This is a genomic window from Paenibacillus sp. FSL R7-0204, from assembly GCF_038002225.1.
GTDB lineage: Bacteria > Bacillota > Bacilli > Paenibacillales > Paenibacillaceae > Paenibacillus_AQ.
Map to the genome: position 1 here is coordinate 1,884,748 of NZ_JBBOCA010000001.1, position 23,936 is coordinate 1,908,683.

Annotated in this window: 11 protein-coding genes, 7 tRNA genes, 3 rRNA genes and 1 pseudogene; 18 read left to right on the forward strand and 4 right to left on the reverse strand. The window is 54.0% G+C overall.

Features of this window, described 5'->3' with window-relative positions; all coding sequences use genetic code 11:
* Positions 1 to 394 precede the first annotated feature (394 nt).
* The 10 genes from MKX42_RS08470 to MKX42_RS08515 all read left to right on the forward strand — a co-directional run bounded on the left by MKX42_RS08470 (position 395) and on the right by MKX42_RS08515 (position 6,785).
* Positions 395 to 1,955, forward strand: a 16S ribosomal RNA gene (locus MKX42_RS08470).
* Positions 1,956 to 2,222: 267 nt separating this feature from the next.
* A 23S ribosomal RNA gene (locus MKX42_RS08475) occupies positions 2,223 to 5,148 on the forward strand.
* 123 nt (positions 5,149 to 5,271) lie between these two features.
* Positions 5,272 to 5,388: ribosomal RNA gene (gene rrf / locus MKX42_RS08480) — 5S ribosomal RNA — on the forward strand.
* The 16S, 23S and 5S rRNA genes sit together here with 7 tRNA genes alongside, the layout of an rRNA operon.
* Positions 5,389 to 5,790: 402 nt before the next feature.
* A tRNA-Glu gene (locus MKX42_RS08485) sits at positions 5,791 to 5,865 on the forward strand.
* 187 nt (positions 5,866 to 6,052) lie between these two features.
* Positions 6,053 to 6,128 (forward strand) — tRNA-Val (locus MKX42_RS08490).
* A gap of 40 nt (positions 6,129 to 6,168) precedes the next feature.
* Positions 6,169 to 6,242 (forward strand) — tRNA-Met (locus tag MKX42_RS08495).
* Positions 6,243 to 6,251: 9 nt separating this feature from the next.
* Positions 6,252 to 6,329: transfer RNA gene (locus MKX42_RS08500), tRNA-Asp, on the forward strand.
* Positions 6,330 to 6,361: 32 nt separating this feature from the next.
* Positions 6,362 to 6,436, forward strand: a tRNA-Gly gene (locus MKX42_RS08505).
* A gap of 6 nt (positions 6,437 to 6,442) precedes the next feature.
* Positions 6,443 to 6,519, forward strand: a tRNA-Arg gene (locus MKX42_RS08510).
* Positions 6,520 to 6,706: 187 nt separating this feature from the next.
* Positions 6,707 to 6,785: transfer RNA gene (locus MKX42_RS08515), tRNA-Leu, on the forward strand.
* 73 nt (positions 6,786 to 6,858) lie between these two features.
* Here MKX42_RS08515 and MKX42_RS08520 read toward each other — a convergent pair.
* Positions 6,859 to 7,806, reverse strand: coding sequence for an NAD(P)-dependent oxidoreductase (locus MKX42_RS08520; RefSeq protein WP_340752119.1), 948 nt, complete (start codon positions 7,804 to 7,806; stop codon positions 6,859 to 6,861).
* Between the two features lie 140 nt (positions 7,807 to 7,946).
* Here MKX42_RS08520 and MKX42_RS08525 point away from each other — a divergent pair, with 140 nt between their 5' ends.
* Positions 7,947 to 8,831, forward strand: coding sequence for a LysR family transcriptional regulator (locus tag MKX42_RS08525; protein ID WP_340752120.1), 885 nt, complete (start codon positions 7,947 to 7,949; stop codon positions 8,829 to 8,831).
* Here the strand turns inward: MKX42_RS08525 and MKX42_RS08530 are convergent.
* Both MKX42_RS08530 and MKX42_RS08535 read right to left on the reverse strand, forming a co-directional pair.
* Positions 8,772 to 9,157, reverse strand: a pseudogene (locus MKX42_RS08530) (VOC family protein); the annotation flags it as partial. The gene MKX42_RS08525 and the pseudogene MKX42_RS08530 sit on opposite strands and share 60 nt — an antisense overlap.
* Before the next feature lie 15 nt (positions 9,158 to 9,172).
* On the reverse strand, positions 9,173 to 11,158 hold the full coding sequence (locus tag MKX42_RS08535) for an alpha-amylase family protein (RefSeq protein WP_340752121.1): 1,986 nt from the start codon (positions 11,156 to 11,158) through the stop codon (positions 9,173 to 9,175).
* Positions 11,159 to 11,289: 131 nt separating this feature from the next.
* Here MKX42_RS08535 and MKX42_RS08540 point away from each other — a divergent pair, with 131 nt between their 5' ends.
* Complete coding sequence (locus tag MKX42_RS08540; RefSeq protein ID WP_340752122.1) at positions 11,290 to 12,201, forward strand: AraC family transcriptional regulator; 912 nt, start codon at positions 11,290 to 11,292, stop codon at positions 12,199 to 12,201.
* Positions 12,202 to 12,218: 17 nt separating this feature from the next.
* Here the strand turns inward: MKX42_RS08540 and MKX42_RS08545 are convergent, their stop codons facing one another.
* Positions 12,219 to 13,085, reverse strand: a complete 867-nt coding sequence (locus MKX42_RS08545) for an AraC family transcriptional regulator (protein WP_340752123.1) — start codon at positions 13,083 to 13,085, stop codon at positions 12,219 to 12,221.
* A gap of 134 nt (positions 13,086 to 13,219) precedes the next feature.
* Here MKX42_RS08545 and MKX42_RS08550 point away from each other — a divergent pair, with 134 nt between their 5' ends.
* From MKX42_RS08550 to MKX42_RS08575, 6 genes are all read left to right on the forward strand, one after another.
* Complete coding sequence (locus tag MKX42_RS08550; protein WP_340752124.1) at positions 13,220 to 13,966, forward strand: SGNH/GDSL hydrolase family protein; 747 nt, start codon at positions 13,220 to 13,222, stop codon at positions 13,964 to 13,966.
* Between the two features lie 33 nt (positions 13,967 to 13,999).
* On the forward strand, positions 14,000 to 16,309 hold the full coding sequence (locus tag MKX42_RS08555; protein WP_340752125.1) for a helix-turn-helix domain-containing protein: 2,310 nt from the start codon (positions 14,000 to 14,002) through the stop codon (positions 16,307 to 16,309).
* Positions 16,310 to 16,557: 248 nt separating this feature from the next.
* Positions 16,558 to 17,544: an ABC transporter permease gene (locus MKX42_RS08560; RefSeq protein WP_340752126.1), complete on the forward strand. Its 987-nt coding sequence runs from the start codon at positions 16,558 to 16,560 to the stop codon at positions 17,542 to 17,544.
* Between the two features lie 15 nt (positions 17,545 to 17,559).
* Entirely contained in the window at positions 17,560 to 18,444 is an 885-nt protein-coding gene (locus tag MKX42_RS08565; RefSeq protein WP_340752127.1) for a carbohydrate ABC transporter permease, read from the forward strand.
* 38 nt (positions 18,445 to 18,482) lie between these two features.
* The gene (locus tag MKX42_RS08570) at positions 18,483 to 20,030 is read left to right on the forward strand and encodes an ABC transporter substrate-binding protein (protein WP_340752128.1); all 1,548 of its coding nucleotides are present in this window, start codon (positions 18,483 to 18,485) and stop codon (positions 20,028 to 20,030) included.
* Positions 20,031 to 20,130: 100 nt separating this feature from the next.
* Complete coding sequence (locus MKX42_RS08575) at positions 20,131 to 23,898, forward strand: Ig-like domain-containing protein (protein WP_340752129.1); 3,768 nt, start codon at positions 20,131 to 20,133, stop codon at positions 23,896 to 23,898.
* Positions 23,899 to 23,936 lie beyond the last annotated feature (38 nt).

Below are 23,936 nucleotides of genomic sequence, written 5' to 3' on the forward strand. Positions count from 1 at the left end.
GTATAAAATTAAGGGTTGTTAGCAGGTATATATCATGATATATTATATATCCAGTCGAAAGGCGGGTGCCTTGCAAGAAGATTGGACATGTTGCTCTGATGAATACACATTTCGCTTCTTCAAAAATAAGTGTTGCATTCAGAAGATGAACGTGTTATATTATAAAAGTTGCTGGTGACGCGGTAAGCGGCGCTAACAATGAGCTTGATCTTTGAAAACTGAACAACGAGTGAGTACCTGGAAATCACTTCGGTGAGATCCAAATTAGAGAATGTAACAATTCTCGTCAGATGTTTCAAAATGAGCAATCGCTCTTTCTATACTGCAATCTCTTCGTCCGCTCAGCTGAGCTGGACCGAAGAGATTGCAGGTGACGCTTACTTCGTAAGCGTCCTAATTGGAGAGTTTGATCCTGGCTCAGGACGAACGCTGGCGGCATGCCTAATACATGCAAGTCGAGCGGAGTTTGAGAGGAAGCTTGCTTCCTTTCAGATTTAGCGGCGGACGGGTGAGTAACACGTAGGCAACCTGCCCTCAAGCCTGGGATAACTACCGGAAACGGTAGCTAATACCGGATAATTTCTTTTTTCTCCTGAGGAGAGAATGAAAGGCGGAGCAATCTGCTGCTTGGGGATGGGCCTGCGGCGCATTAGCTAGTTGGTGGGGTAACGGCCCACCAAGGCGACGATGCGTAGCCGACCTGAGAGGGTGAACGGCCACACTGGGACTGAGACACGGCCCAGACTCCTACGGGAGGCAGCAGTAGGGAATCTTCCGCAATGGGCGCAAGCCTGACGGAGCAATGCCGCGTGAGTGATGAAGGTTTTCGGATCGTAAAGCTCTGTTGCCAGGGAAGAACGTCCGGTAGAGTAACTGCTGCCGGAGTGACGGTACCTGAGAAGAAAGCCCCGGCTAACTACGTGCCAGCAGCCGCGGTAATACGTAGGGGGCAAGCGTTGTCCGGAATTATTGGGCGTAAAGCGCGCGCAGGCGGTTATTTAAGTCTGGTGTTTAAACCTTGGGCTCAACCTGAGGTCGCACTGGAAACTGGGTGACTTGAGTACAGAAGAGGAAAGTGGAATTCCACGTGTAGCGGTGAAATGCGTAGATATGTGGAGGAACACCAGTGGCGAAGGCGACTTTCTGGGCTGTAACTGACGCTGAGGCGCGAAAGCGTGGGGAGCAAACAGGATTAGATACCCTGGTAGTCCACGCCGTAAACGATGAGTGCTAGGTGTTAGGGGTTTCGATACCCTTGGTGCCGAAGTTAACACAGTAAGCACTCCGCCTGGGGAGTACGGTCGCAAGACTGAAACTCAAAGGAATTGACGGGGACCCGCACAAGCAGTGGAGTATGTGGTTTAATTCGAAGCAACGCGAAGAACCTTACCAGGTCTTGACATCCAACTAACGAAGCAGAGATGCATCAGGTGCCCTTCGGGGAAAGTTGAGACAGGTGGTGCATGGTTGTCGTCAGCTCGTGTCGTGAGATGTTGGGTTAAGTCCCGCAACGAGCGCAACCCTTGACTTTAGTTGCCAGCAGGTGAAGCTGGGCACTCTAGAGTGACTGCCGGTGACAAACCGGAGGAAGGTGGGGATGACGTCAAATCATCATGCCCCTTATGACCTGGGCTACACACGTACTACAATGGCCGGTACAACGGGAAGCGAAGCCGCGAGGTGGAGCCAATCCCAGCAAAGCCGGTCTCAGTTCGGATTGCAGGCTGCAACTCGCCTGCATGAAGTCGGAATTGCTAGTAATCGCGGATCAGCATGCCGCGGTGAATACGTTCCCGGGTCTTGTACACACCGCCCGTCACACCACGAGAGTTTACAACACCCGAAGTCGGTGGGGTAACCCGCAAGGGAGCCAGCCGCCGAAGGTGGGGTAGATGATTGGGGTGAAGTCGTAACAAGGTAGCCGTATCGGAAGGTGCGGCTGGATCACCTCCTTTCTATGGAGAATCGTCTTCTGCAACGAAGACATTCAAATCGGAAGCTTCGCTTCCACAATAGAACCCTTGGGTTCGAATACTCACTCGTTGGTCAGTTTTGAGAGTTTAAGCTCTCATCTTTACCTTGATCCTTGAAAACTGGATACCGAAACGAATTTGCGTTTTAGAACATTCCTTTAAGCTGAACTTGTGTAAACAAGTTTCAATATTTTAGTGATGCTAAGTGAAGGTTTTTGATTGTGCAAACAAGCAAAACACCGGAACGTTGGTTAAGCTATTAAGAGCACACGGAGGATGCCTAGGCGCCAGGAGCCGACGAAGGACGTGGCGAACAACGAAACTGCCTCGGGGAGCTGTAAGCAAGCTTTGATCCGGGGGTGTCCGAATGGGGAAACCCAGCTGTGGTAATTCGCAGTTACTCGTATCTGAATACATAGGATACGCAGAGGCAGACCAGGGGAACTGAAACATCTAAGTACCCTGAGGAAGAGAAAACAATAGTGATTCCGTCAGTAGCGGCGAGCGAACGCGGAACAGCCTAAACCAAGGGGCTTGCCTCTTGGGGTTGTGGGACGTCTCACATGGAGTTACAAAGGAATATGGTAGGCGAAGAGGTCTGGAAAGGCCCGCGATAGAGGTAAAAGCCCTGTAGCCTAAACTGTGTTCTCTCCGAGACGGATCCCGAGTAGTGCGGGGCACGTGAAACCCCGTATGAATCCAGCAGGACCATCTGCTAAGGCTAAATACTACCTGGCGACCGATAGTGAAACAGTACCGTGAGGGAAAGGTGAAAAGCACCCCGGAAGGGGAGTGAAATAGAACCTGAAACCGTGTGCTTACAAAAAGTCAGAGCCCTCTTTATGGGTGATGGCGTGCCTTTTGTAGAATGAACCGGCGAGTTACGTTTAACATGCAAGGTTAAGGTGAGAAGCCGGAGCCGCAGCGAAAGCGAGTCTGAATAGGGCGACTAAGTATGTGGACGTAGACCCGAAACCGTGTGATCTACCCCTGTCCAGGGTGAAGGTGCGGTAACACGCACTGGAGGCCCGAACCCACGCATGTTGAAAAATGCGGGGATGAGGTGGGGGTAGCGGAGAAATTCCAATCGAACTCGGAGATAGCTGGTTCTCCCCGAAATAGCTTTAGGGCTAGCCTCGGTGAATGGAGTGGTGGAGGTAGAGCACTGATTGGGTGCGGGGCCCGCAAGGGTTACCAAGCTCAGTCAAACTCCGAATGCCATTAACTTCTTGCCGGGAGTCAGACAGTGAGTGCTAAGATCCATTGTCAAAAGGGAAACAGCCCAGACCATCAGCTAAGGTCCCCAAGTGTGTGTTAAGTGGGAAAGGATGTGGAGTTGCACAGACAACCAGGATGTTGGCTTAGAAGCAGCCACCATTGAAAGAGTGCGTAATAGCTCACTGGTCGAGTGACTCTGCGCCGAAAATGTAACGGGGCTAAACACACCACCGAAGCTATGGCTAGATGCGTTGCATCTGGGGTAGGGGAGCGTTGTGTAGGGGTTGAAGGTGTACCGTAAGGAGCGCTGGACACTACACAAGTGAGAATGCCGGTATGAGTAACGAAAAGATCAGTGAGAATCTGATCCGCCGAAAGCCCAAGGTTTCCTGAGGAAGGCTCGTCCGCTCAGGGTAAGTCGGGACCTAAGGCGAGGCCGAAAGGCGTAGTCGAAGGACAACAGTTTGAAATTACTGTACCACCGTAATCCGCTATGAGCGATGGGGTGACGCAGGAGGGTAGTGACGCGGACTGATGGATGTCCGTCTAAGCAGTGAGGCTGGTGTGTAGGCAAATCCGCACATCATAAGGCTGGGCTGTGATGGGGAGCGAAAATTACAGTAGCGAAGGTCATGATCTCACACTGCCAAGAAAAGCCTCTAGTCAGGAGAAGGTGCCCGTACCGCAAACCGACACAGGTAGGCGAGAAGAGAATTCTAAGGCGCGCGGAAGAACTCTCGTTAAGGAACTCGGCAAAATGACCCCGTAACTTCGGGAGAAGGGGTGCCTCGGTAGGGTGAATAGCCCGAGGGGGCCGCAGTGAAAAGGCCCAAGCGACTGTTTAGCAAAAACACAGGTCTGTGCGAAGCCGCAAGGCGAAGTATACGGGCTGACGCCTGCCCGGTGCTGGAAGGTTAAGGGGAGCGGTTAGGAGCAATCCGAAGCTGTGAACCGAAGCCCCAGTAAACGGCGGCCGTAACTATAACGGTCCTAAGGTAGCGAAATTCCTTGTCAGGTAAATTCTGACCCGCACGAATGGCGTAACGACTTGGGCGCTGTCTCAACGAGAGATCCGGTGAAATTTTAATACCTGTGAAGATGCAGGTTACCCGCGACAAGACGGAAAGACCCCATGGAGCTTTACTGCAGCTTGATATTGAATTTGGGTACGATCTGTACAGGATAGGTGGGAGCCGTGGAGGCAGGAGCGCAAGCTTCTGCGGAGGCGCCGTTGGGATACCACCCTGATCGTATCTAGGTTCTAACCTAGTGCCCTCATCGGGTACGGGGACCGTGTCAGGCGGGCAGTTTGACTGGGGCGGTCGCCTCCTAAAGAGTAACGGAGGCGTTCAAAGGTTCCCTCAGAATGGTTGGAAATCATTCGCAGAGTGCAAAGGCATAAGGGAGCTTGACTGCGAGACCTACAAGTCGAGCAGGGACGAAAGTCGGACTTAGTGATCCGGTGGTACCGCATGGAAGGGCCATCGCTCAACGGATAAAAGCTACCCTGGGGATAACAGGCTTATCTCCCCCAAGAGTCCACATCGACGGGGAGGTTTGGCACCTCGATGTCGGCTCATCGCATCCTGGGGCTGAAGTAGGTCCCAAGGGTTGGGCTGTTCGCCCATTAAAGCGGTACGCGAGCTGGGTTCAGAACGTCGTGAGACAGTTCGGTCCCTATCTGTCGTGGGCGCAGGAAATTTGAGAGGAGCTGTCCTTAGTACGAGAGGACCGGGATGGACGTACCGCTGGTGCATCAGTTGTTCCGCCAGGAGCATGGCTGAGTAGCTACGTACGGACGGGATAAGCGCTGAAAGCATCTAAGCGTGAAGCCCCCCTCAAGATGAGATTTCCCAATTAGTAAGACCCCTTGAAGACGACGAGGTAGATAGGTTGGAGGTGGAAGTGCAGCAATGCATGGAGCTGACCAATACTAATCGGTCGAGGGCTTATCCAAATTTATAACACGCAGATTCGTTTCGGATTCAGTTTTCAGGCGATCAAGCCTGGCAGGATGTTAAACCGATGGTTTGATATTTTCTGTAGCGATTTCGAGAAGCGTAGGCTTCGAAAAATCATGTTTGGTGGCGATAGCGGAGGGGTTCCACACGTACCCATCCCGAACACGACCGTTAAGCCCTCCAGCGCCGATGGTACTTGGACCGAAGGGTCCTGGGAGAGTAGGACGTTGCCAAGCACTTAAGACCACCGTTGATTATCAATGGTGGTTTTTTGTTGTGTTATTGCTGATGTATTTCATAGAGATTGTGGGCAGGCTGAGAATTGAGGGACAAGATGTCCGTCATTTTTACCTTGACTGCTTCCACTGAGACCCTACAGAGGCGATTGGAGAGCTGTGGTGAAGGCAGGGACTCCTGGGCGGCTTTACAGATGGAGAGATGCCTTAGAGGACCAGAGAGTAAGCACTTCGCATATGCTGTAGATACTGAACATAAATCTGTTTCCAAGGTTGCGGGGATTATTATGGCCTTGGTGGAGAATCCGGTAAGTAATGATTAGAACAATAATATTTCTATTGTATTAATCTGTTTTATTTGATATAATATCTTTTGTTGTCGAAAGATTGTTTGCCTTATATGGCTCGTTGGTCAAGGGGTTAAGACACCTCCCTTTCACGGAGGTAACATGGGTTCGAATCCCATACGAGTCACCACTTTCTTCTTTGAATTATGGGATGAGAATTCCCTGGGTTCGTTGAAGCATACGCTTCGTAAGGAATACTGCGCAATCTCGTAACGGAGTGGAGAGTATCCCATACGAGTCACCACATTCATCTTTGATAAATTAATGGTTGTATATTTCATGGAAATGTGTTATGATCATTAAGTTGCTTCTTCGATGGAGGCTTAGCTCAGCTGGGAGAGCATCTGCCTTACAAGCAGAGGGTCGGGGGTTCGAACCCCTCAGCCTCCACCATGCAGACTTTGCAAGCTAGAAGAGAATATTTTTTTACTGACGCGGGGTGGAGCAGCCCGGTAGCTCGTCGGGCTCATAACCCGAAGGCCGCAGGTTCAAATCCTGCCCCCGCAATATTATCTTGGAACCGTGGTGTAGTTGGCCTAACATGCCTGCCTGTCACGCAGGAGATCGCGGGTTCGAATCCCGTCGGTTCCGCCATTTTTATTAAAGTAGTTGAATACATACCGTGTGCGGACGTGGCTCAGCGGTAGAGCATCGCCTTGCCAAGGCGAGGGTCGCGGGTTCGATTCCCGTCGTCCGCTCCATATTTTGCGCCCTTAGCTCAGCTGGATAGAGCGTTTGACTACGAATCAAAAGGCCGGGAGTTCGAATCTCTCAGGGCGCGCCATTATTACTTCACTGATTTAACCAAGTGTCCTTAAGATTCGAACGAGTTCGTTGGAGCATAAGCTTCGATAGCACAACTTCGCAATCGGATGCGTAGCATCCGTATCTCTCAGGGCGCGCCATTATTATTTTATTGAATGTTTTTCATCTTAAATTTAATTATCCATGATGGATATATATGATATTAAGCCGGCGTGGCGGAATGGCAGACGCGCTCGACTCAAAATCGAGTGGGAAACCGTGGAGGTTCGAGTCCTCTCGCCGGTATGTAAAAAGGTTTATGACATTGTACTTTGTACAATATCATAAACCTTTTTTTTGTATTTTTATTGCACCGAAACTATACTAACTGATTTAGGCTGCTTTCAGGTTCTTCCCCGTTTTGTACACGTTTTATATTCTTAATGAAAAAATCATATCTTTTTTTGTGGAATTTCCGGCCGTCAGGCATTCCTGCGGTATGGGGAGTAAGGATCACGTTATCCAGTGTGCGGAGCCCGCTGTCTATAGGAAGCGGTTCGGATTCATACACATCCAGGCAGGCGCCGGAAATAACCCCAGTTTTTAAGGCATCTATCAAGTCTTTCTGGTTAACAATCCCGCCGCGGGCCGTGTTGATGAACAGAGCGCTACTCTTCATTTTCTGAAATGCCGTCTTGTTGATCAGGTGCTTGGTCTGCTCAGTCAAGGGTACATGTACACTGACAATGTCTGATGTGCTTAGAAGAGTGTCCAGATCCGTCATTGTCACCAAACCGTCGGCTTGTACCACGGTATTCCTCGCATGAGCCAGCACATTCATATCAAAAGCGCTGCAAAACGCAGCCACTTTTTTTCCGATCGCACCCAGTCCGATAATCCCAATGGTTCTGCCCTCTAGTTCACTCCCTGTGTACTCCAACTGATGTTCATCCATCCTGGTTTTCATGAAATGATCAAGAAACGGGATGTTTTTATAATAAGACAGTATCAATGCCATTACGTGCTCGGCCACGGCCTGTGCATTCACTCCCGCCGCATTGGCCACCCAAATGCCGAGCTGTGTACAGGCAGGGATATCGACATTATCATAGCCTGCACCCGTCTGTACTAATTTTAAGGTTTTGGCGTTAGCAAGCAGGCTATGATCCACTGTAATATGTTCAGGGATGAGGACCTGGCAATCTTCAATATGATGCAGCATTTCTTGTCCGGGCGGGACAATCACAACGTTCCAGTCTTGCGGGAAATACCTTGTAATCTTTGATTGTGCGGATTCGTTAAAATGACCAACGATGAGAATCTTCATAGCTAACCCACCTTTTCATAACCTGACTATTTGACCCCTTGTCTGTGTTAATGATAATTTTAGACATAAAGAATAATGTTGTAAAACGCAAATGTTTTGTGAACTATATTAATATTTTCTATATATTGAGGAGGTATTCGATGTATTTTCCTGGGATAGAAGCGTATTTAGCTATCGTACGGACTGGGAGTATAAGTAAAGCGGCCGATCTGCTGCACCTGTCACAAGCAACGGTAAGTTACCGCTTAAAGACATTAGAGCAAGGGATGGGCGGCCTGTTGGTGGAGCGAAGAAAAGGGGCAGCCAAAATCAGCCTGACCCCGAATGGGGAGAACTTTTTTAGTATTGCGGAAAGATGGGAGGCGCTCTGGAGGGAAACTCAAATTTTAAAGGCGAATGGTTCGCAGTTAAGTCTGGCTATAAGCGCTGCCGAAAGTATAAGCCACTTTGTCTTGCCTCCGGTATATAGAATGCTTAATCAGCACACTCCGTCCATCCGATTGCAGATTCGTACGCAGCATACTCAGGAGGCTTTTGACAGTATTGAGCGGCGTGAGATGGATGTGGCGTTTGTGGTACGGGAAATTGTGTCGCCTAGCGTTACTGTTCAACCGTTTTTCACTGAAGAAATGGTGCTGTTGCGCTTGGCTGTACCAGGGCGGCAGGCTGGAGACACGGTGGAAATGGAAGAATTGGCGGCAGAGCATGAAGTCCTCGTCAATTGGAATCGGGAGTTTCAATTCAGACATGACCAGTGGTGGGACCCGCTGTGTCCGTCTCGTGTACATCTGGACACAGCGGGACTCATCACTACTTTTTTGACGGATGCCAGACAATGGACGATTGTTCCCGCTTCGATTGGCGAATATATGATGGGGATGGGAGAATTTGTTCTTCAGAAGCTGGCGGTGTCAGTGCCCTCCAGAGTGGGCTATAAGGTTACTCATAAATTTCCCAACCAGGCGTTACACGAGCCCCTTCAGATTCTGGATAACTATCTGCGAGATACATTTGGAGTTCAATGAGTTGGCCTGCTGTGCATTCATCTGCAGCAGGTCCCACAGGTTGCCGTACAGATCCTTGAATACCGCCACGATTCATAAGCTTCTTCTTTGGGTTCTCTGACGAATTCAATCCCCCTGGAGACCATTTCATGATAATTTCGCCAAATGTTATCGGTGTTCAGAAAAAGGAATACCCGTCCGCCTGCCTGATTGCCGATAAATAGCTCCTGTTCAGGCTTCGCCCGGGCCAGCAGAAGGGTAGTGCCAGCTGATCCGGGAGGGGAGATTACGACCCATCTTTTATCCTGCTCGGGCTGATAGAGATCTTCAACTAATGTGAATGCTAGGCAATGGTATAGTTCTCATTCAATCACGACCATCTGATGATTCTCCAGGTAAGGAATCGTGTAAGTAATCCCGCCCCCGCGGCTGACGGTGAACAGCAGCTCTGTCATCGACGGAGCCAGATAGACCCGCTGGACGGGGCCGGGAGACGGGAGCCGCAGGCTGACAGTAATATCATGAAGTGGTACGAGGTCCTCGATCACTTCAATCCTGCCCTTCAGGGCAGGCGCGGCATAGAGCAGATGATTCACATAACGCTGCTCTGCCTGCTGATACTGCAGGGTTGTTATGCCACGCGCCGGCAGATTGGTGCGCAGGGAAGGAAGGGGGAGCAGGCGAGACAGTGCATGCAGCACTAACTCCTTCAGGATAAGAGATCCGGCTTCGGCGTACTCGCTGAATACCTGCCAGGCGATATAGATTCCGCTGCTGCTCTCGGCCATTCCCGGACCATTGTTCTCCATGGCGCCCGGCGTGTGCTGGTGGGAACAGAAGGTGAAGACGTCACGGTTAAAATAAGGGTTCTCCACATGTCCGAGCGCCTCTCCTTGTCCTTCCTGCAATTCGATTAGCTGGCCTTCGCCGTACATGACAAAGGAAGCAGGCATTAGCGCACCGGGTATGAAATAGGGCTTGAAATACGCGGGCTGGTACGGGTTCTCTCCAAGCCAGGTGATTCCCAGGTCCAGGGCAAATGCATCCCCGGCCAGATTCAATCCCGAGCGTCCGGTAGCCAGTAACTTGCCGCCGCCAGCCGTGAAGCTCTCTATGGCATTGGCAAGCTCAGGCCATACGGGCACCTCATCCGGGAGAATCAGCACCTTGTACGCGCTAAAATCGCTGAATGTATCTACGATATCATACAGGTAATGTCCTTCGGTCAGCATCCGCACCACTCCGGCGTCAGCCAGATTCCGCTCCCCTCTGCGTGTTTCCCCGCCGGGACAGGCCTCCCGTGCCGCTTCCAGCGATAAGACGGCAATATCGGCCACAGCAGTGACCCCGCTGCACCATTCCTCCTTCGCCTCGACCTCGCTGTAGGCAGCGCCGATCAGGCTGTAAGTCGCTTCATCCATCAGGCCGGAGGGATGGAGCTGATCACCAATGGAGCATCTGGCGCCGTGTGCCAGGCTAAGCGCAGTCTCGAACCGCAGCGCGTTCGGATGCTTGTACCCGCCGAACTCGCCCCAGGAGGTATGGAATTTGCCGGTCATGCCGAGGAATTCCATGCCGAGCGTCTGGGCGTAGCGTGCGGACAGCGGGAAATGATCATAACCCCAACCTCCGGTGGGCAGGGACTCGAGCTCCAGATGGCTGTTGACCTGCACGAGGTCGCGGCGTCCCCGCTGCTGATGGCCGTTGTTGTGATAGACGGGAAGCCCGGGCTTCACGGCATCCAGGGTCTCCCGCACGCGTCGGGCATAATTCAGGTAGGTCTGCTCGCCGAGGGCGATGATGGCTGCCTCATCGCGCGGGTCCTGCCCGGCTGCCCGCAGGGCGGCGACGCAGTATTGGCAGCGGCACTTGCGCACGCCGACAATGTCCAGGAAGATGCCGTCAGCATCGTAACGGGAAGCCGCCTCATGAATCTGGGCCAGCAGGATGTCCAGATAAGGGGTGTTCATACAAAACTCGTGGTAACCCGGTGTCATGAAATCCTTCACCCACCGGGTCCGGTCCTCGGCATCGCGGATCAGCCATTCCGGGTGGCGGCGGGCCAGCTTCTCGTCCAGGCCGGCCGATAAATACACCGGTGTACGGACTCCGATCTCATGGGCAGCCGCAATCATTTCACCCAGCAAGTCGAAGGTGAGCTCGGGGTGCATCTCATTGGCTTCACTGGGATGATAGGCCCAGCCGTGATGGCATTTGGAGAACACGGTGACAGAGTCTACATGACCTGTGCGCAGCATGGACTGGAACTGGGCTCTGGAGAAGTCCCGACCAATGCCGGGAATGGCTTCTGAGGTATGGAAATCAAGATGAACCTGACGAAAACGCATGGATACACAACCCCTCATGGAATGGAATGAAAAGAAGATTCCCCGTCACTGTACCTTTTTATTGCGGGATCTGCCAGTGTTAATATAGACTTGAAATAGCACAAAACCGACTTTGGACAGGAGGGGACACCATGTTATGCCTGGAGTTTCCCATTCCGCCGCTGCCGCAGTTTGTCACGGTAGGACATGCCGTCTGGTCACCGGGAGACCGGCATTTCGCCCGTACCTTCGGTGTATATGATCTGCTGCTGGTCAAGCGGGGTACGCTCTATATGATGGAAGCGGGCAAGGAATATGCGGTGAGGCCGGGGATGGTGCTGCTGCTTGAGGCTGGATTGCCGCATGACGGATACCGTGCCTGCGGGGAGGATACGGAGATCTACTGGGTGCATTTCATTCATGCACCTGAACCGGCGTATATCCGGCACGGGGATATCCCCTGGTCTACACTACTGGCAAAGGGAACGGTGGAGGACGAGGAGCCTTCGGTGCAGCAGCGGCTGTATCTGCCGAAGTTCGCAGCCGTTGATCTGGAGGGGCTGGAGCCGATCCTGCAGGAGATGAACGAGCTTCATAACCGGCTTAGCGCAGAGAATGCCATGCGGCTTCATCTGCTGCTGGCCGGGCTGCTGGCGGCGCTTCAGGCGGAATGTGAGCGTACAGCTCAGCCGCCGGAGCCGGCGGTCCGGCTGGCCCGGGCGGCCGCAGCCTATCTGGCGGAGCATTGGCGGGAGCCGTTCCATCTGGCAGGGCTTGCGGAGGAGCTGCATTTCCAGGCTGATTATATTACCAGATGCATGAAGCAGCATATCGGCACTACGCCGCTGCAGTATGTGCTGCACCTGCGTCTGGAAGAGGCGAAGAAGCTGCTGGGCGGTACGGTACTGGGCATCTCGGAAATTGCTGAACGGGTAGGCATTCAGGACCCCAATTATATGACCCGGCTGTTCAGCGCGAGATTCGGAGTGACCCCCGGAGCCTACCGGCAGCGGCTGCGCCAGCGGGATGAGGCTGCTGCCGCTACCGGTCCGGGGGAGGGCTAAGCCCGCCCGGGCAGCGGTCAGGAGCCTAGCATCCGCTCGCGGTATTGGCTGGGACTACAGTTAAATACTTTGCGGAACTGGCGGGAGTAGTAATTCTGGTCATGGAAGCCGCTGTCCAGCGCCACCTGCGAGATGCTCAGGCCCGGGCTGCGCAGCAGGGTGCAGGAATAATTCAGCCGCTTACGGATGACATAATCCATAGGGGTGGTCTGGTAGTTGCGGGTGAAGACCCGCAGGAACTGGCGGGTGGACATATAGGCCCGGTCCGCCATGGATTGCAGCGTGATTGGCTGCAGGAAGTGCTCTTCGATATAGGTGACGGTCTCCCCGATCCGCAGCGCCTTGTTATCCTCATGACTGCTGCTGTTCTGGTAATAGCGGGAGAGCATGCCTACCAGGGCAGTGAAATAGGTACGGATCATCAGCCGGTAGCCCTCGGGCTGCCGGTCATGCTCCTCGAGAATCTCATCCAGCAGCCGGGTAGCTTCAAGGAGCTGTCCCGCTTCCAGCGAGAGCATCCCCTTGAAATACATCTCCTTCCGGTAGAATGGCTCAATATAGAATAAGGCCTGGAAGCCGGGCAGGAGCCTCAGCTCGGACTGCTGGAGCAGCTGCTCCGGCTGGAACATTACGTTCACGTATTCAATTCCGTCAACATTCTTGTAGCCATGGGAAACGTTGCTGTGGATTAGAAAAACCTGTCCGGCCTTAACCGGCACCTCTCTCCCTTCAATGATGTGTATGGCGTGTCCTGACAGAATAACGACAAGCTCCGAGAAATCATGGCTGTGGACGTAGTAATCATGGGTCAACGGGCATTTCTGGATTCTAAAGGTAAAACCCGGCTCAAGGCCGATATCCCGCGCTAGGATTTTGGTAGTCATGGCCATATTATGCTAAAGAAGGTCGGGATCGTCAAGGCGCAAAGGCGCGGGCGGCGCTACCATTAGGGTGGCGGGTGTACCGGCCTGGGTGCGGCCGGGCAGTGAGACCTGCGCCAAGGTCAGGAGGGCAAAAAATGCGGAATATACTTAAGGATAGAATCACACGGAATAACAGACCCCCCCGGATACTGTTCCTCGGGGACAGCATTACAGCTGACGGACAATATATCCGGTTGATCCGGGAATGGCTGAACGTGCGCCGGCCGGAGTGGACCGCCGAGCTGATTCCATCCGGAGTTCCCAGCGAGACGGTCTCGGGTCTGAGCGAGGCGGCGCATCCCTATCCGCGCCCTTGCGTGCATGAACGGCTGGCCAGAGAGCTGGCGGAGGCTGCTCCTGATGTGGTTATAGCCTGCTATGGCATGAATGACGGAATCTATCATCCCTTTTCGGAAGAGCGGTTCGCTGCTTATCAGGCGGGGATGCTGGCACTCAGCGCTCGGATCTGTGAAGCCGGAGCCGGGGTCGTGCTCATGACACCTCCGCCGTTCGATGCTCTGTCCATGACGGGGGAGCTACAGCCCGCAGACGCGGCGGACTTCAGTTATCTCGCGCCATACAGGGACTACGATCAGGTGCTGGAGCGTTATGCGGACTGGTTGCTATCCGGGGGCTGCCCTGCGGACCAAGTGATTGATCTGCGTACGCCGCTGCTGGAGCTGATCCGGCATAGGCGCTCGCAGAACGCCGCTTACAGATATGGCGACGGTATCCATCCGGACACCCCGGGGCACCGGGTGATCGCGCAGACGCTGCTCCGGGAATTGTCCGGTGCGGAGCCGGAACTGCAGATTGACAAGTATTTTGGCGCGGGATTATAGTAAGGACACCTTAAGAGCCGGGAGAGGGATCACATGAACGTACTGCAGACGATCCGTTCGCGTAAATACTTGCAGCGGATCCTACTCAGCTTTATGCTTGTTGTTGCCATTCTGGCGGTGGCTTCGCTGCTGATGAACTCGGGTGCCCGCAGCAAGGTGCTCAGCCTCCAGAATGAAGCGGACCGCAAGCTGCTGACCCAGATCAATTACAACATTGAGAACATGAACGGGATTGTAAAAGATCTGGCAGTCTCCCTGTACAATGACGAGGAGCTGCTGGCGCTGAAGTCCGGCGCTGATTACAGGCAGAGCATCCTCAAGATCGAGCGGCTGAATCACACGGTCGCAGCCTCTCCGTATCTGCACGCGGCTGTCTTTTATAATGGGGCCCAGCACCGGTTCTTCTCGTCGCTGAATCATGAGATTAACAATAGTCTTCTGTACAGCTCCTTGCAGAACTATATGGATTCCCGGGCAGATCTGCCGAAGCTCCAGCTCATTCCGCTCGACCTGGACGGTAAGGGCGGGGGCATTGATGTCTTTGCCTTCTTCCTGTATGACGGGGATACCTTGGGTTCAATCAATGACAATGCGCTGATCCTCACGGTAAAGCCGGGATGGATGCTCGATAATATGAAAGCGCTTAACCAAGCGGCGGAACGGCAGAATGATGTGTTATTTGTGACCGATACTGACGGTGAGGTGCTGATCGCAACCGGCGGGCAGGTTCCTGAAGGGCTTAACCTGAAGGGAGAGCTGCTGCCGCAGATCAGCGCTTCGGGCAGGCCGCTGGATTCCTTCAACTACAGTCATGACGGCAGGAAGTATAAAGTGACTTATCTGAGCAAAGCCCTGAACAACTGGCAGATTGTCAGCATGCAGGATTACGATGTGGTGCTGGGCAGTGTCCGGCAGATGAAATGGACGGAGATCGCGGTCACGCTGTCTGTTGTTCTGCTGGCCGTGCTGTTGTCCGTGTTCTTCGCGGTGCGGCTGTATAAGCCGGTAGGCCAGCTGCTGACTCTGGTTCCCGGGGATGTGCGGGGCGCGCCGCAGGCCAAGGATGAGCTGTCACTGATTGCAGCCAACCTTACGGAGATGATCAGCAAGCTGAAGGGGCTGGAGCTGGAGCGGGCCTCGCAGTCCAATATTGCCAAGCTCTATCAGCTCCGCAGTCTGATCGCTTCAAGCCATAGTCTGGATGAGCAGTCCTTCCTGCAGCTCAGAGAGCAGCACGGCATCGATATTGCCTATCCGTCTCCGCTCCGGCTGGCGCTCGTGCAGATCGACAACCTGCAGGGGCTGGCGGCAGAGCCGGGACTGCCGATGGAATCGCTGCTGTACTTCGCCATCTCCAACATCGGGCAGGAATTATTGCGCCTTCAGGGCTCCTGTGAAGCTGCAGATATGAAGAGCGGGCATCTGGTCTTCATTGCCGGGAGTACGGACGGGGAGCTGGCGAAGCTGGAGGAGCGGTTCAGGGAGCTCCAGCAGACGATCGGCAACTATTATCATATTACTTTTACAGTCACGCTAAGCGAGGTCTTCACGGATTACCGCAGCATCACGGCGCATTATAATCTGGCGCAGCGCCATGCCAATTACCGGATGATCTACGGCAAGGGAGCTGTGCTTGAGCCGGAAATGCTCCGGGCGAATGAAGAGAATGAAGCGCTGCGCATTCCGCAGGAGCTGGAGCGGCAGCTGACGGAAGGATTGAAGGGCGGGGATCTGGCAGAGACGGAGCAGACGATCCGCAAGTGGAGAGCGCTGCTTGGCGGCTTCAGCTACGAGAATATGTATTCAGCGGTGCTTCATCTGGCCGTGACTCTGAGCCAGACGCTTGCTGAGATGAACAGCCGGAGTGTCAATCCGGTCTCGCTTAACCTGCAGGCGATCAACCGCCGGATTCTGGAGAAGGAGACACTGGACGAGACGGAGATGGTCCTGCTGGAGGTGGTGCGGGAAGCCGCTGAGCAGCGCCGGAGCGGGCGCGAGGATAAGAACCGGCTGCTGGCGGATACGGTGAAGGAGATTATTTACAGGCATTACGCCGATCCTGACCTGAATGTGCAGCGGATTGCCGATATGCTCAAGATGAGTCCGGTCTATCTGGGCCAGGTGTTCAAGGCGCAGGAAGGCAAGACGGTGGTCGATCAGATTAACGCTGCCCGGCTGGCCAGTGCCAAGAAGTACCTGGAGCAAGAGGACTTCACCGTAACAGAGATTATGGAGAAGGTCGGGTTCGGGAACGAGAGTTATTTTTACCGCCTGTTCAAGCGCTGCTATGGCACCACGCCGAAGGAGTACCGCCTGAAATCGGCCATTGACCGCAGCAGATGATTCCACTTTCCCCATACGTAAGGCAGGGTCCGCTACATGAGTACTGTTCATCTGGCGGGCTTTTTGCTGTGCCGTGCAGAGGTCTGCCCCCGCTAGACAGGAATCTGGCAACAATACAGCCCGGCTTTACAGCATTCTTGCAATTGTACAGTAACGCAGCAACCTTATTCTGCGCTATGTTAGTCGTGCAAAGCCTGGGACACAGGCAAACAACTGCAGCTAAGGAAGGAAAGGAAGGGGCTTTGGTTATGTTGAATAAGGTTCCGCTGGCGGAACAACAGGCAAGTTCAGGAGCGCTGCCGGCCACGCGCAGACAATCCTGGCTCCGAAGGGAGCTGGCCCATTTCAAAAGCAACCGGGAGCTGTTCCTGCTCTCGCTGCCGGGACTGCTGTACAAATTGATTTTCGCGTATATTCCGATGATTGGTCTGATTATCGCCTTCAAGAATTACCGGTATGATCTCGGGATCTTCGGCAGTAAATGGGTCGGGCTGGATAACTTCCGTTATCTGTTCACTACGGACACGGCGTGGCGGATTACCCGGAATACGGTCCTGTATAACACCGCTTATATTCTGATAGGCACCTCAGCAGCGCTGCTGCTGGCTATTCTGATGAATGAGATTAAGGCCAAGTGGAGCAAGTTCTATCAGACGGCCTTGTTTCTGCCCCATTTCCTGTCATGGGTGCTGGTGGGGTATGTGGCATACGCTTTCTTGAACCACTCGGACGGCTTCATCAACCGCACGCTGGAATCCTTCGGGCTGAATCCGGTGAGCTGGTATCAGAACCCCGGACCCTGGCCGGTCATTCTGATTCTGGTTCAATTGTGGAAAGTGGTGGGGTTCAACACGCTGATTTATTTTGCCGGCATCATTGGCATTAACAGTGAATATTACGAGGCGGCGCGGATCGACGGGGCAACCAAGCGGCAAATGGCCTTCAAAATCACGATCCCGCTGATGGCCCCAATCATCATTATTATGCTGATTCTGTCGATCGGCAATATGTTCCGCGGAGATTTCGGGCTGCATTATTTCATCCCGAATAACTCCGGTTTTCTCTATGGCTCTACGGATATCATTGATACTTATGTGTACCGTGCGCTGCGTGAGGTCGGCAATGTGAGCATGTCTGCGGCTACCGGGTTCTATCAGTCGGTTGTCGGTCTGGTGCTGGTACTGACGGCTAACGGAATTGTGCGCAAGGTCGATCCCGATAATTCCCTGTGGTAAGGAGGTGCGAAAAGCGTGGGCAAAAAATTTGAAATCTCGAAGCTGTTCATTAATCTGCTGTTTATCGTGCTGTCGCTGGTGGTGATTCTGCCATTCCTGCTGGTCATCGTTGTCTCACTGACGGATGAGAAGTCATTGACCGAGAACGGGTACCAGTTCATCCCGCAGTCCTTCAGTCTGGATGCCTACCGCTATCTGCTGGACGCTCCTGATATCCTGCTCCGGGCCTATGGCGTGACGTTCACGGTGACGATCATCGGCGCGCTTGCCGGACTGCTGCTGACCGCGATGACGGCTTACGTAATTTCAAGGCAGGATTACCGGTATAACCGGGCGACGACGTTCTATGTATTTTTCACCATGCTGTTCAGCGGGGGACTCGTTCCCTCTTACATTCTTATTACTCAGTACCTGCATCTGAAGGATAGCCTGCTGGCGCTGATTCTGCCGATTCTGCTGTCGCCGTTCAACATTATGGTCATGAAGGGCTTCATGTCCAAGATTCCGCTGGAGATCATTGAATCGGCCAAAATCGACGGGGCGCGGGAATTCCGCATTTTCTTCCGGATTATTCTGCCGCTCTCGACGCCTGCCCTGGCTACGCTGGGTCTGCTGATCTCCTTCACCTACTGGAACGAATGGTTTAACGCGATGCTGTACATTGACGATCCGAACAAGGTACCGCTGCAGTTGCTGCTGGTGCGGACGCTGAACAGTATTGAGTTTCTGACGACGAACTCGGAATTCACCGGGCAGCTTGGCATTGATCTGTCGAGTTTTCCGAACAGCTCGGCCCGGATGGCGATTGCGGTATTGGCCGGCGGACCGATGCTGGTCATCTTCCCGTTTTTTCAGCGGTTTTTCGTCAAAGGGCTTACGGTTGGCTCCCTAAAGGGTTAACATACAATTACATGTACAAAGTACAGGAGGTCACTCACATGAAAAAAGGGCTGGTTGGCGTATTGGCATCTGTAATGCTGGCTGCATCTGTGCTATCAGGCTGCGGGGGCAACAATAATGGCGGAACGAATGCCGGGAAAGGCACGGAAGGCAGCGGGACGGATGCCGCGCAAAGTGCTGCTCCCGAATCCGGCAATGCAGGCGGGCTGAAGCCGGTGGAACTGACTTGGTACTATCCGTTGTCCCAGCTTCAGGCCGATCAGGATAAAGTGCAGGAGGAAGTAAACAAGCTTACGAAGGCAAAGATTAACGCCACCGTCAAGCTGATGCCTGTAGCGATCGGGGATTACGTGCAGAAGATGAACACCGTGCTTGCGGCGGGCGAGAAGTTCGATATTCTGTGGACCGGTTATATGCTGAAGCCGGAGGAGCTGGTGCGCAAGGGAGCGATTCAGCCGATGGATAAGCTGCTTGAGGAGTATGCGCCGGAGCTGAAGAAGGATGTGCCGCAGGTGATGTGGGATGGCCTCTCGGTGGACGGGGAGATCTACGGCATTCCGAATCAGCAGATTAACGGCTCGCGGTACGGCTTCATCATCCAGAAGCGCTTCGCTGACAAGTACAAACTTGATACCGCTTCCATTAAAAAAATCGCAGATATCGAGCCGTTCCTGGCCCAGATTAAGCAGAGTGAGCCGGATATCATTCCGTTTGGTATCTTCGGCACCTCCTTCATTAATCCGCAGTCGCATGACGACAAGTACTGGGTAGTTCCAGGTCTAGATGACCATTTCTATATCAAGACAGATGACCCTACCTATACCCTGCAGCGTTACCCGGAAGAAGAGCTGGACAATTTCCGGCTGGCCAGCAAATGGTATAAGGAAGGCTATATTTACAAGGATGCCGCTACCGAAAAAGCGAATGATTACCTGGCGAAAGGCCGGATTGCCGTGGATTTCAACGTGACGCTGAAGCCGGGCGTGGAAGCTGAGGTGAAGGCCAAAAACGGCGGCAATGACGTCATCACTGTCCCGCTCAGTGACTGGTTCTCCAACGGGTATTCGGCGACCACGAACCAATCGATCAGCCGTACTGCCCCTAACCCGGAGCGTGCCATGATGCTGCTGAATCTGGTGAATACCGACAAGGAGCTGTACAATCTGCTCTGTAACGGGATTGCCGGTGAGCATTACGATAAGGCAGACGGAGAGTACATCAAGGCCAAAGCGGATTCCCGTTATCTGCCCAATATGGACTGGGTGTTCGGCAGCGTGTTCAACTCGTATCTGAAGGAAGGACAGCCGGAGAATGTCTGGGAAGAGACCAAGAAGATCAATTCCGATTCGGAGGTGAATCCGGTTGGTGCCTTCAAGTTCAATTCCGAGCCGGTGAATACCGAAATCGCCAACCTGAATGCGGTGTGGGGGGAATATAAGCGGGGACTTGTGACCGGTACGCTTGATTTTGAAGAAACCTGGCCTACCCTCTATGGCAAGCTGAAGGAAGCAGGCGAGGAGAAGTATGTGGCTGAGGTCACCAAGCAATTTGAACAATTCCTGAAGGATAAAGGTCTGAAGAAATAGGCTGAGGAGAAACGGAGAAACCTGCTGCTCATGGGGGGCTTCGCCAGCCTAAAGCTGGCGAAAGTCCCTACATCCCACGTTGAAAGGAAGAGGAGCCTTGGTGAAAAAACGTTTGCTTGCTGCCCTTGCAGCCAGTCTGCTGTTGATGCCGTCTCTGCCGTTTAATGCCCCTGTCTATGCGGAGGGGGAAACGTCCGGGACGGCTTTTTATGTGGCTACGAATGGAAGCGATTCCAACTCCGGGACGCTGAATGCCCCATTCCAGAGTCTTGAGAAGGCGCGCGATACGATCCGTACGCTGAAGGCGGAGGAGGGATTGCCGGAGGGCGGGGTTACCGTGTATCTGCGGGAAGGAAGGTATGAGCGGACCAGCAGCTTCGAGCTGCGCCAGCAGGATTCCGGCGAAGCGGATAAGCCCATCACGTACACGGCATATCCGGGGGAAGAGGTCACGTTGTCCGGCTCCCGCCAATTGGCCAAATCAGCCTTCGTTCCGGTCACCGACCCGTCCATCCTGGGCCGCATCATCAGCCCGGAAGCGCGAACGAAGGTACTGGCCGCAGATCTGGGAGCGCTTGGCATTACTGATTACGGCCAGCTCAGCCGTCATGGCTATTACCTGGCCAATGATCTAAGCGAGGTGCCGCCGATGGAGCTGTATGTGGCAGGGCAGGGCATGACGCTGGCCCGCTGGCCGAATGAAGGCACAGTCCAGATGGATGAGATTCTGGACCCCGGCCCGACCCGCAAGGACCCGAATGGGGAAGTGCATACGCGCGGAGGCACCTTCACTTATACGTACGACCGTCCCCAATACTGGACGCAGGCTGACGACATCTGGCTGGACGGGATCTTCGGCTACAGCTGGGAATGGTCGTACAACAAGATTGCTTCCATCGACACCGCCGCCAAAAGTATTACCCTCCGCTATGGCGAAATGAGCGGTATCTTCAAGAACTGGTATCCGGACTTCCACTTCGCGCAGAACTTGCTGGAGGAGATCGACATGCCCGGCGAATATTATATTGACCGCCAGGCCGGGAAGCTGTATTTTTTGCCGAATGCCGAGTTTACTGCCGGAAACCCGGATATTGAAGTCACGATGCTGAAGAGTCCGATGATCAACGCATTGAACGCCTCGTACATCGACTTCTCGGAGCTGGTGCTGGAGAACGGCCGCGATTCGGCGGCGGTGTTCATGGGCGGCAAGCAGTTGCGTATCCTGAACAGCGAGATCCGCAACTTCACCAACAGCGGAGTGCTGGTCAATACCCAAAGCCGGTTTTACTACAATAATTTTGATGGGGCACCGGGGACGGACCATGCTATTGTCAGCACCCATATCCATCATATCGGGGGGACTGCGGTTACGCTGGCCGGAGGTAACAAAACCACGCTTGCACCGGGAAACAACAGGGTGGAGAATTCGCATATTCACGATTTTGCCTACTATCACAAAGCCTATAATCCCGGGGTATTGCTGTCCGGCGTGGGCAACCGCATGTCGCATAATGAGCTGCATGACGCGCCGCATCCCGGCGTGCTGATCTTCGGCAATGACCATACTGTGGAATATAACGAGATCTATGATGTATGCACGACCTTCTCGGATCTCGGAGCGATCTACATGAACGCGGGGGAGCAGCCCCATGAGCGGGGGACGGTCATCCGGCGCAATTATTTCCATAACATCGGCGAGAGCAAAGCCGGAGTAGAAGGGGTATACCCGGACAATTTCACGATGGGACTGACGATCAACGAGAATATTTTTTACAAGATGGGCAATTCGGCAATTAAAAATAATGGCGGTGCCCATATCCTGACCCGCAACAATATCTTCATTGACAGCAAAATTCCGTATGACTATGCGGATATGTTCCTGGGTGATGAGCCGGATGATCAGGTGCCGCTCAACTACATGCCGAAATGGCAGGCGCTGTTTGCGGCGAACAATAATTTCACCGGAACGCCTTATCTGGCCAAGTATCCCGAGCTGGCGGATTTCTTCACGGAGAACCGGTATTATCCCGACACCAATACGTTCCAGGGGAATGTCGTCTACAACCCGTCGGTTCCGCGCAGCGTAACGACCAATGTGTACGGGGCCTACGATAAGTTCGGACTGGTCCAGTATGCGAATAACTGGGTGACTGCCGCAGATCCCGGCTTCACCGACCTGGCGGGAGGCAATCTGTCGCTGCAGCCGGATGCGGAGGTCTTCGATGTCATTCCCGGCTTCCCTGACATTCCGTTTAACGATATCGGCGTTGACGGCAGGGCGGGTACGACAGCAGGTCCGGACAGCTACCCCGTGCAGGGCGTTGCCGTCTATGACAATGAAATAACTGTGGACCGCTGGAAAACGGTGAAGCTGCGCACGGCGGTGCTTCCGTGGAATGCGGATCATCCCGCCCTGACCTTCACTTCGGCCGATCCGGCCATCGCGGCAGTGGATGGGGCAGGTATCGTTACCGGCCAGTCAGTCGGCAGTACGGTCATTACGGTAGCCTCGGCGGAGAATCCGCTGCTGACCGCCACGGTCACGGTTCATGTGGAGGCCGGTGACGGCGTGATGGACTTCACGGATTTCGAGTCGGGCGCGAACGGGTGGCTGCAGGATGCGAACCGCAGCATCGAGAAGCTCGGAACCAACCGCTGGTACAAGATTCTGAACGGAGCCTCTGCGCTTAGCCCCAAATCCTTCTCGGACTATGAGCTGAGCTTCAAGCTGAAAACCCCGGCGGTGATGGGCGATAACGCGACCCTGTATATCTTCGACCGTCAGGCCGGAAGCGGCTCCAGCCGGATCGGCTACAAGACCCGGGCGGACGGCAGCTCTGCGTGGCTGCTCTACAATTCGGCCTGGACGGTGCTGAAGGAAGTCAAGCGGCCGGGGCATGACCTGCAGCCGGATATGGAATATGCAGTCCGCATGCTGGTGAAGGGCGGCGACATCAGTGTCTATCTAGACGGGGCGTTCCGCCTGAAGGGCACTGATCCGGGACACAATGCAGAGGGGAAGGTCGGCTTCTACGTCAGCAATATCAGCCAGATGCACTTCGATGACATTCAGTTCAAGGCCCTGACGACTACGCTGGCCGGGATTATTCCGGCGGAGAGCGCGGTGCGTCTGGCCGCAGGGGAGCAGCGGCAGCTGCAAGTCTCCTTCGATCCTGCAGATACGCCGGATACAGGGGTGACCTGGCAGTCTGCTAACCCAGCGGTAGCAACAGTGGATAGCGCGGGAGTCGTGAGTGCCGTATACGAAGGACAGTCCGTTATTACGGCGGTCTCAACGGTCAATCCGCTGATTACAGCAGATATTACCGTCACTGTCTCAAATATTATGCATGAGACAGATTTCGAGAACGGGGGCAACGGCTGGCCGGTGGACCCGAACCGCAGCATTGCTGCTGACCCGGACGGGAACCGCCGATATAAACTGCTGAACGGCGCCAGCGGACTGCTCGACCGCAGCTTCACCGCCTATCAGCTGGAGTTCAAGCTGAAGACGCCCGCTGTGATGCCGGATAACGGTATCCTGTACATTTTTGACCGCCAGGACAGCAGCGGCTCTACCCGGATAGGGTACCGGACCCGGGCAGACGGGTCTTCAGCCTGGATACTCTACGACACTGCCTGGCAAAAGCTAACCGAGACTGTGTTGCCTGGGCATGACCTGCAGCCGGATACGGAGTACGCGGTGAAGGTAACGGCGAAGGACGGGGACATCGCTGTAACCGTGGACGGCGCACCAAGGCTCTCGGGCAGCAATCCGGGCCACCGCCCGTCCGGTAAGGTAGGCTTCTACACCAGCGGCTTCGCCTATCTGCTGTTCGACGATATTGTCTTCTCGGTTCTGCCTTAAGTCTTAACGGAAAGAGCGCCCTTCCTGTGGAAGGGCGC

What these genes read in the sequence shown, in the direction of transcription:
- MKX42_RS08555 (WP_340752125.1), top strand. Translation starts at nt 14,000, where the DNA reads ATGAACGTACTGCAGACGATCCGTTCGCGTAAATACTTGCAGCGGATC.
- MKX42_RS08560 (WP_340752126.1), top strand. Translation starts at nt 16,558, where the DNA reads ATGTTGAATAAGGTTCCGCTGGCGGAACAACAGGCAAGTTCAGGAGCG.
- MKX42_RS08570 (WP_340752128.1), top strand. Translation starts at nt 18,483, where the DNA reads ATGAAAAAAGGGCTGGTTGGCGTATTGGCATCTGTAATGCTGGCTGCA.
- MKX42_RS08535 (WP_340752121.1), bottom strand. Translation starts at nt 11,158, where the DNA reads ATGCGTTTTCGTCAGGTTCATCTTGATTTCCATACCTCAGAAGCCATT.
- MKX42_RS08520 (WP_340752119.1), bottom strand. Translation starts at nt 7,806, where the DNA reads ATGAAGATTCTCATCGTTGGTCATTTTAACGAATCCGCACAATCAAAG.
- MKX42_RS08545 (WP_340752123.1), bottom strand. Translation starts at nt 13,085, where the DNA reads ATGACTACCAAAATCCTAGCGCGGGATATCGGCCTTGAGCCGGGTTTT.
- MKX42_RS08525 (WP_340752120.1), top strand. Translation starts at nt 7,947, where the DNA reads ATGTATTTTCCTGGGATAGAAGCGTATTTAGCTATCGTACGGACTGGG.
- MKX42_RS08550 (WP_340752124.1), top strand. Translation starts at nt 13,220, where the DNA reads ATGCGGAATATACTTAAGGATAGAATCACACGGAATAACAGACCCCCC.
- MKX42_RS08540 (WP_340752122.1), top strand. Translation starts at nt 11,290, where the DNA reads ATGTTATGCCTGGAGTTTCCCATTCCGCCGCTGCCGCAGTTTGTCACG.